We start from the raw sequence: 8,878 nt of genomic DNA on the forward strand, positions 1-8,878 counted from the left end.
GCTATTCCGCCTACCGGCCCTCCGCCGAGGAAGTTGGTTCGACGTGCGACGTGTCACTGGTGTTCTGGGGGTGACGCTCGGTCTCGCCCTGGTGCTGAGCAGCTGTGGTGACGGCAAGGGCAGTGGCAACGGCTCGGGAGCCGGTGGGGCCAAGAGTGAGGTGATCGCGCTGGCCGCGGATCCGCTCGACTTCATCAACCCGCTGAACGAGAACAGCAGCCCGGGCATCCAGGTGGCGCAGGCGATGTTCGCCCCGCTGGTGGCCACCGACCCGAACACCGGCAAGGTCGTCAACGTGATGGGCGACTCGGTCACCCCGGACAAGACCAGCCAGACCTGGACGATCAAGCTGAAGGCCGGCAACAGCTTCCAGAACGGCCAGCCGCTGACCGCGAAGGACTACGTCGACAGCTGGAACCTGACCGCCGAGGGCGCGAACGCCTGGGACAACAACGGCTTCTTCGCCAAGGTCGAGGGCTACGACGCGCTGAACCCGCCGACGCCCGAGGGCGCCACCCCGAAGCCGACCTCGGTGAAGGCGCTGAGCGGCCTCAAGCAGGTCGACGACCTCACCTTCACGGTCAAGCTCAAGGTGCCCTTCTCGCAGTTCGGCCTGACCCTGCAGTACCTCGGTCTGGCGCCGCTGCCCGAAGAGGTTCGCAAGGACCCCGATGCCTACAAGCGCAAGCCGATCGGCAACGGCGCGTACAAGCTGGACGGTGACTGGAGCGCCGGCGGCGACATCAAGCTGGCCAAGTGGGACGGGTACAAGGGCCCGAACGCGCCCGAGGCAGACGCGATCACGTTCCGCTTCATCCCGAACGGCGACACGGCGTACAACGAGTTCCTGGCCGGCACGGTCGACTTCGTCGATGTCCCGGCGACCAAGATGAAGACCTTCAAGACCGACGCTCCGGACGGCTGGGTGACCGGTGAGAGCTCCGGCGCCAACTACCTGGTGATGCCCGCCTGGGACCAGCGGTACAAGAACCCCAAGCTGCGGCACGCGTTCTCGCTGGCGATCGACCGCAAGGCGCTGGCCGGCCTGGTCGGCCTGGCCACCCCGTCGAACGGGCTGATCTCGCCCGACATCGACGGCTATCGCGCCGACGCCTGCAAGTACTGCGGTTTCGACGTCACCCAGGCCAAGGCGTTGCTGGCCGAGGCAGGCGGCTTCCCCGGCGCGGTGAACATCAACTACAACACCACGTCGGCGACCGGTCAGCTGTACGCGGAGGCGATCGGCAACATGATCCGGCAGAACCTCGGCCTCGAGGTCAAGTACACCGGCAAGACGGGATCCGAGCTCACCGAGCTGGCGCAACAGCGCAAGCTCGACGGCTTGCGGCTCGGCGGCTGGGGGCACGACTACCCCTCGATCGAGGACTACCTGACGCCGATGTTCAAGACCACCGGTGACGCGAACTTCGCCCACTACAGCAATCCCAAGCTGGACGACCTTCTCGCCCAGGGCGACGCACAGTCGAACCCGGAGGCCGCGATCAAGCTGTACCAGCAGGCCGAGGACATCGCCCTGGAGGACATGCCGCTGCTCCCGCTGTACGCCAAGCAGAACGCCTACCTGCACTCAGCCAAGATCCAGCCGCGGGTGTCGAAGTACACCGGCGTCCAGGCGCTCTACGCCACGTTCAAGTGACCCGGTTCGTACTGCGCCGCGTCATGGCGGCGGTGCCGATCGGGGTGATCGTCACGCTGGGGGTCTTCGCGCTCGTCTTCGCGATGCCTGGGGACCCCCTGCGGGAACTGGCCGGTGACAAGCCGATCCCGGCCGCCGTGATGGCGGCCAAGCGGGCCCAGTTCCATCTCGACGATCCCTTCATCGTGCAGTACCTGCTGTCGATGAAGGACATCCTCACCGGCGACTTCGGGACGACGTTCGCCGGCGCCGACATCGCCGCGCAGCTGCAGCTGCGGATCCCGGTGACGCTCAAGCTGGCCTTGACGGGCCTGGTGATCCAGTGGATCGCCGGCCTGCTCTTCGGCCTGTACGCCGGATTCAAGCGCAACGGAGCCGTCGACCGGGTGCTCCTGCTCGCGACGCTCTTCATCCTCGCGGTACCGCTGCTGGTGGTGTACTTCGCGGCGCAGTACGTGTTCGGCGTCGAGCTGAAATGGCTGCCGGTATCGGGGATCGCGCACGGCTATCCCACGTCGTACCTGCTGCCCGCGTTGTGTATCGGCCTGACCGGGTTCGCCGGCCTGGCCCGGCTGACCCGGACGTCGATCGTGGAGACCGCGAACGCGGACTTCGTGAAGACCGCGCGGGCCAAGGGGCTGGGGGAGCAGCGGATCCTGTGGGGTCACGTGCTGCCCAACGCGTTGCTGCCGATGGTGACCTTCATGGGGGTCGACGTCGGTGGCATCTTCGCCGGCGCCTTGCTTGCCGAGAGCATCTTCAACCTGCCCGGGCTCGGCCAGTTCATGTTCCAGGCGATCAAGCTGAAGGAGGGCGGCGTGGTGGTGCTGCTGTCCACGCTTGCGTTCGTGATGTTCATCGCCGTCAACCTGCTCGTCGACATCATCTACGGCGCGATCGATCCGAGGGTGCGCAATGTCTGAGACCCAGCAGATCCTGGCCGCCGAGACCGAAGACCTCGGCGGCCAGACGCTGTCCAACCGCGAACTGCTGCGGGCGCTGCTGCGCAAACCGCAGTTCGTGCTCTGCACGCTGCTCGTGTTCGCGTTCTTCCTGATGGCCGCGGTGCCGCGGATCTTCGCCTCGGTCGATCCGCGGTTCTGCGAGCTGGGCAAATCGCAGCGCGGCCGCGAGCCTGGGCACCCGTTCGGTTTCGACATCCAGGGCTGCGACTACTTCGCCAACGTCATCTACGGCGCGCGACCGTCGGTCCTGGTCAGCGTTGTGGCCAGCCTCGGCGGCTTCCTCATCGCAGCCGTCCTCGGCCTGCTCGCCGGGTACTTCCCGGGCTTCGTCGACAACCTGATCTCCCGTACTGCGGACGTGCTGTTCGCGCTACCCGGGTTGATCGCCCTGATCGTCGTCCTCAACTCGGTGCCGGACCGGAGCATCTGGATCATCGTCGGGGTCATCCTGCTGACCTCCTGGCCGCTCGGCATGCGGCTGATGCGCTCGACGGTCTTCTCCGTGCGCAACCGCGAGTTCGTCCTGGCCGCGCGGTCGATCGGCGTACCGCCGCTGCGGATCCTGCGCAAACACGTCTTCCCGAACGCGATGGCGCCGTTGCTCGCGACAACGACCCTGGGCGTCGGCGGGCTGGTCGGGCTGGAGGCGATCCTGACCTTCCTCGGCGTCGGGTTGCAGCCGCCGTCGATCTCCTGGGGTTCGCAGTTCGGCGTCGCGGCGTCGTTCCGGGACACCCCTCACTTGTTCATCTGGCCGGCGCTGTTCATCTCGACGATGACGATCTCCTTCATGATCATCGGCGACTCGATCCGCGACGCACTCGACCCGAAACTGATGCGATGACCCAGGACAGCCCGAAGCTGGGCGAAGTACTGCTGAAGGTCGACGACCTGAGCGTCGAGTTCGACACCCCGCACGGTCGGGTCCGGGCCGTCGACGGCGTGTCCTGGCAGGTCCGGGCCGGCGAGACGCTGGCCATCCTTGGGGAGTCGGGGTCGGGCAAGAGCGTTTCGACCCAGGCGCTGACCGGGATCCTGGAGATGCCGCCGGGGCGGATCGTGTCCGGCACCGCGAAGTACCGGGGTGAAGATCTGATCGCGATGACTGTGAAGGAACGACGGAAGATCGTCGGTGACCGGATCACCATGGTGTTCCAGGATTCGCTGTCGGCCTTGAATCCCGTGCAGTCGGTCGGCAAGCAGATCGCCGAGTGCTATCGGGTGCATCGTGGGATGTCGAAGTCCGATGCGATGAAACGCGCGGCGGAGATGCTCGATCAGGTGCGCATTCCGGCGGCGGCCAAACGGGTCCACGATTATCCGCACGAGTTCTCCGGTGGGATGCGGCAGCGGGTGATGCTGGCGATGGCGCTCGCGCTCGATCCCGACGTGCTGATCGCTGATGAGCCGACGACCGCGCTGGACGTCACCGTGCAGGCGCAGATCCTGGAGCTGATCGAGGATCTGCAGGCTGAGCGGGACATGGGCGTCGTGCTGATCACACACGACCTCGGGGTGGTCGCCGACGTCGCCGACAACGTGGTGGTGATGTACGCCGGGCACGTGGTCGAGCGGGCTGCCACTGCTGACGCGCTTGAGCGTCCTGTTCACCCTTATACAGAAGGGCTGCTGGGCTCGATGCCGTCGGCTGACCTGAAGGGTCAGGAGTTGCCGACGATCCCTGGTACGCCGCCGTCGCTGCGCGCCGTCCCGTCCGGGTGCGCCTTCCGGACGCGCTGCCCGCACGCGATCGAGGACTGCGCCGTACTGGTACCGCCGTTGCTGACGGTCGCGCCCGGGCGAGACGCCGCCTGTATCCGCCGTACGTCGATCCCTGTGCAGGAGGCGGTCTGATGGCCGACGAGTTGCTGGTGGCAACGGATCTGGTGAAGCACTACGACATCAGCCCGGCGTTCTCCTTCGGCCAGAAGACTGTCGTGCGGGCGGTCGACGGGGTGGACCTGGTACTGCGTCGTGGCGAGTCGCTCGGGATCGTCGGCGAGTCGGGATGCGGGAAGTCGACGCTGGTCCGGCTGCTCGCCGCGCTGGAGAAGCCGACGGCGGGGTCGGTGCTTTATGGCGGCGCCGATGTCAGCAAGATGGGTGGCCGGGAGCTTCGGCGGTGGCGTCGGAACGTACAGGTGGTCTTCCAGGATCCGTACTCGAGTCTGAATCCGCGGATGCGGGTCGGGGAGATCATCGCCGAGCCGCTGGAAGTACATCCGGATGTTTCCAGAGGTAAGGACAATCGTTCGCGAGTGCGGGAGTTGCTCGAGCTCGTCGGGTTGCGGGCTGAGGACGAGACGCGGTTCCCGCACCAGTTCTCGGGTGGCCAGCGGCAGCGGATCGGGATCGCCCGGGCCATTGCGCTGAACCCTGATGTACTGCTGTGCGATGAGCCCGTCTCGGCGCTTGATCTGTCCGTTCAGGCGCAGGTGGTCAACCTGTTGATGCGGTTGCAGCGGGAGCTGGGGCTCAGCCTCATCTTTGTCGCGCACGACTTGTCGGTGGTGCGGCACGTGTCCGACCGGGTCGCGGTGATGTACCTCGGACGGGTGGCCGAGCTGGGCGAGCACCACCAGGTGTACGACGTGCCGGCTCATCCTTATACGCAAGCCTTGCTGTCGGCCGAGCCCGGCCTTGCCCGCCAGGGCCGCAAGCGGATCGTCCTCGCCGGCGACCCGCCGTCCCCGGTCTCGCCGCCATCAGGCTGCCGCTTCCACACCCGTTGCCTCCGAGCCGAAGCCCGTTGCTCCGTCGAGGTTCCCGAACTCCGCGAAATCCCCTCCGGCCAAACAGTCTCCTGCCACTTCGCCGAAGACGCCCAAACCACCTACTCCACAGCCCTCAGATAAATACCCACGCCGGCACCACGCTCGCTCCGGAGTGGAACGATCAACTGATGCGCAATCGCGGGCGTGCCTCGCGGCGCCGAGCCGTCTAAGCTTCGGCGGTGAGCGACAAAGTGGTTGCCAAGAGCAATGAGACGGTCGCGGTGCGTCACCGCGGTCTCCTCATCGTGCTGCTCGTGGTGGCTACTGCGGTGAGTCTGACCTGGATCGTCACGGCTGCGCGGACAGTGCGCTACGGGTTCGACATCACCGACGAGGGCTACTACCTGCTGTCGTACCGGTGGTGGAGCGGCAATCCGCTCGCGCTGACCGGGATCCAGTACATCTACGGCCCGATCTTCGAGCTGCTGCACTGGGACATCGTGCACCTGCGCATCTTCCGGCTGGTGACCCTGATCGCCGGGCATCTGTTCTTCGGCTGGAGTTTCATGCGCTGGTTGCGCGTGCGCCGCCCGGAAGCGCCGAAGACCAGGTTGTGGGAAGCCACCGGGATCATGGTGATCCTCGCGGCCGGCGGCATGAACTACAGCTGGCTGCCGACCAGCCCGGCGTACAACGACGTCATCCTGCTCGGTTCGCTCACGGTGCTGTCATGCGTACTCTGGGTCGCGACTGCCATCGAGCGCGACCGGAAGCCGCCGATCTGGGCCTTCACGCTGGCCGGGCTGGTGATGGGCACGATGGTGCTGGCCAAGTGGTCGTCGGTCGTCGTACTGACCGTCATCATCGCCGCCGCGATCGTCGTCCTGAGCGCCCAGGGCGCGGAAGCAGTTGCCCGAGGGATCGTCTGGGCGCTGGCCGGGGTGGTCGTGGTCGCGGCCACTGTGCACCTCCTGGTGGCCCCGTTGACCACCGTGATCCCCGGCATCCAGGCGGTCAACCGCTTCATCGCCGGCAACTCCTACAGCCCGTCCAGCCTGCTGGAGATGTATTGGAGGACCGGCAGCAAGCTGGTCGGCCAGACCTTCGAGCAGCACGTCCTGCTTCTCGTCGCCGCAGCCTTCGCCGTAGTCGCCCGGCGTCCGGTACTACGGATCGCCGCCTGGCTGCTCGTCGCGGCCACCCTCGTCTTGTCGATCGTCCGAGCCATCGACCAGGACGGGCTGGGCGGCGGCGCCGTGAACAACGGAAAGTTCCAGATCGTCCTGCTGGCGGCGGTACTGGTCGCCGTCGTCACCACCATCGCCGCCCTGATCACCAAGCAATGGTCGGGAGGCAAGGAGAACCTTCGTACCTGGGTCATCCTCACGGTGCTGACTGTGTTTCCGATCGTCCAGGCCTTCGGTACCAATACCGCGCTCTACATGATCGGCTTCGACGCCTTCGCCGCGTGGGCGGCGCTGATGATCGCCGTCGTGACCAGCATCGACAAAGCCCCGGTCGTCGCCCGTACGACGGTTTCCCTCGTCACCGTCGCTGCGCTGGTGGCCGTCGCTGCGATCTCGTACGGCGGTCTGATCCTCAACCCCTACCGATCCGCGCCGCACCGGGACCTCACCACCGCGACCAGTCTCAAGCCACTCGGTGAACTCAAGCTGACCGCGGACACAGCCAAGGACTACCAAGCGCTCGACCAGCTCCTGATGCCGTACACCTCGCCGTCCGGCCGCCCGATCATCGGCTTCGACAAGATGGCCGGCATCGTCTTCCTGCTGCGCGGCCGTCCGTTCGGCGAGGCCTGGACCTCCCCGAAAGAACGTCAGCGCACAGCAGCCGGTATCACCGAGGTCTGTTCCGGCAGGCAGCCCAGACCTGGCGACCGCCCGCCGTTGCTGATCTTCAACCGGCGAGTCACCCAGCTCGACGTCGACGCGCTGCGCACCTGCGGCCTGGACTTCAAGGCCGACTACATGCTGATCGCCCCGCCGGCCACGATCATGAACCTGCAGGTCTACGTCCCGACCGCCGAACTGGCCCTCCATAACCCCTGACGACACCCCAGTGAGATCCTTGCCCAGGACGGTCGCGCGCTAGGAAAGGGTACGGATGATCAAGGTTGCGGTGCTGGGTGCCAAGGGAAAGATGGGCGCTCAGACGTGCCAGGCCGTGGAGGCCGCCGACGATCTGGAGCTGGTCGCGGCGCTCGACCAGGGTGATGAGCTGTCCGGGCTGACCGATGCGGGCGCCGAGGTGGTCGTCGACTTCACCCGGCCCGAGGTCGTGATGGACAACCTCGGCTGGTGTATCGAGCACGGCATCCACGCCGTCGTCGGCACCACCGGTTTCACCGAGGACCGCCTGGCGACCCTGCGCACGCAGCTCGACGCGAGCGCCGGCACCGGTGTGCTGATCGCCCCCAACTTCTCCATCGGCGCCGTGCTGATGATGCAGTTCGCCGCCAAGGCCGCGCCGTACTACGAATCGGTCGAGATCATCGAGCTGCACCACCCGGACAAGGTCGACGCACCGTCCGGTACTGCGCAGCGCACCGCGCAACTCATCGCCGAAGCCCGCCGCGAAGCCGGCTCGGGCCCGATCCCGGACGCCACCAGCACCGGCATCGAGGGAGCGCGTGGAGCCGACATCGAGGGGATCCGCATCCACGGCATCCGGTTGCGCGGGCTCGTCGCGCACCAGGAGGTCCTGCTCGGTGACGTCGGCGGGACGCTGACGATCCGGCACGACTCGATTGATCGCGAGTCGTTCATGGCCGGCGTGCTGCTCGGCGTACGGAAGATCGCGGATGCGCCCGGGCTGACCATCGGCCTGGAGCACTTCATGGACCTCAGCTGAAAATGTCCCCACTGTGTTGAATCCAAAGGGTGCGGTAGCAGTGATCGCGGTCGTCTTCGTCGCGTACGCCGGTCTGCTCGGCTGGCGTGGAGTGCTCCTGATCGGCACGGGCGATCCGGTGGCGATCGGGCTCGGGACCGCGGTGCTCGTGATCCCGCTCGTCGGGCTGTACCTGGTCTGGCGCGAACTCCAGTTCGGCCGGCAGACCGAGCTGCTCGCGCGCGAGCTGGCCGAGTCGGGCGGGCTGCCCGTCGACGACCTGCCGCGACGGCCGTCGGGACGGATCGACCGGGCCGCCGCGGACACCGCCTTCACGAAGTACAAGGAAGAAGCCGAGGCCGCGCCCGGCGACTGGCGGGTCTGGTTCAGACTGTCGACCGCGTACGACGCGGCAGGTGACCGTAAGCGAGCACGCGCCTCGATGCGCACGGCGATCGCGAACCACAACGCCAGCGGCCCCAACCCACCGCGCACCGTCTCAGGGGTTAACCCCTGAGACGGTGGGTTGCCTAGCGAGATTCTCACGGGGCAACCCACCGTCTGCGGGGTTAACCCCTGAGACGTGCCGAGGGCGGGCGGGCAGGCCGGGGTGCATCCCTACCGAGGGGTAGCCGTGAGTTTCCTGTGAGTTGGCTGGCAACGGCACAGTGTGGCCTGACAACGCGGTGTGG

8 protein-coding genes are annotated in these 8,878 nt (G+C 66.8%); all 8 read left to right on the plus strand.

Features of this window, described 5'->3' with window-relative positions:
* Positions 1 to 43: 43 nt before the first annotated feature.
* The 8 genes from G3I17_RS38370 to G3I17_RS38405 all read left to right on the plus strand — a co-directional run bounded on the left by G3I17_RS38370 (position 44) and on the right by G3I17_RS38405 (position 8,703).
* Positions 44 to 1,657, plus strand: a complete 1,614-nt coding sequence (locus G3I17_RS38370; protein ID WP_343238556.1) for an ABC transporter substrate-binding protein — start codon at positions 44 to 46, stop codon at positions 1,655 to 1,657.
* On the plus strand, positions 1,654 to 2,580 hold the full coding sequence (locus tag G3I17_RS38375; RefSeq protein WP_164604176.1) for an ABC transporter permease: 927 nt from the start codon (positions 1,654 to 1,656) through the stop codon (positions 2,578 to 2,580). The genes G3I17_RS38370 and G3I17_RS38375 overlap by 4 nt, the downstream gene beginning before the upstream one ends.
* On the plus strand, positions 2,573 to 3,466 hold the full coding sequence (locus G3I17_RS38380; protein WP_164604178.1) for an ABC transporter permease: 894 nt from the start codon (positions 2,573 to 2,575) through the stop codon (positions 3,464 to 3,466). The genes G3I17_RS38375 and G3I17_RS38380 overlap by 8 nt, the downstream gene beginning before the upstream one ends.
* Complete coding sequence (locus tag G3I17_RS38385; protein ID WP_164604180.1) at positions 3,463 to 4,476, plus strand: ABC transporter ATP-binding protein; 1,014 nt, start codon at positions 3,463 to 3,465, stop codon at positions 4,474 to 4,476. Before G3I17_RS38380 ends, G3I17_RS38385 begins: the two co-directional genes overlap by 4 nt.
* Positions 4,476 to 5,477 carry a dipeptide ABC transporter ATP-binding protein gene (locus tag G3I17_RS38390; protein ID WP_164604182.1) on the plus strand — a complete coding sequence of 334 codons (1,002 nt, stop codon included), beginning with the start codon at positions 4,476 to 4,478 and terminating at the stop codon, positions 5,475 to 5,477. The genes G3I17_RS38385 and G3I17_RS38390 overlap by 1 nt, the downstream gene beginning before the upstream one ends.
* Before the next feature lie 98 nt (positions 5,478 to 5,575).
* Positions 5,576 to 7,405, plus strand: a complete 1,830-nt coding sequence (locus G3I17_RS38395; protein ID WP_164604184.1) for a hypothetical protein — start codon at positions 5,576 to 5,578, stop codon at positions 7,403 to 7,405.
* Positions 7,406 to 7,460: 55 nt separating this feature from the next.
* Entirely contained in the window at positions 7,461 to 8,207 is a 747-nt protein-coding gene (gene dapB, locus G3I17_RS38400) for a 4-hydroxy-tetrahydrodipicolinate reductase (RefSeq protein ID WP_164604186.1), read from the plus strand.
* A gap of 13 nt (positions 8,208 to 8,220) precedes the next feature.
* Positions 8,221 to 8,703 carry a hypothetical protein gene (locus G3I17_RS38405; protein ID WP_343238557.1) on the plus strand — a complete coding sequence of 161 codons (483 nt, stop codon included), beginning with the start codon at positions 8,221 to 8,223 and terminating at the stop codon, positions 8,701 to 8,703.
* The last annotated feature ends 175 nt before the right edge of the window (positions 8,704 to 8,878 follow it).

Source organism: Streptomyces sp. SID13031 (genome assembly GCF_010548305.1).
Lineage (GTDB): Bacteria > Actinomycetota > Actinomycetes > Propionibacteriales > Kribbellaceae > Kribbella.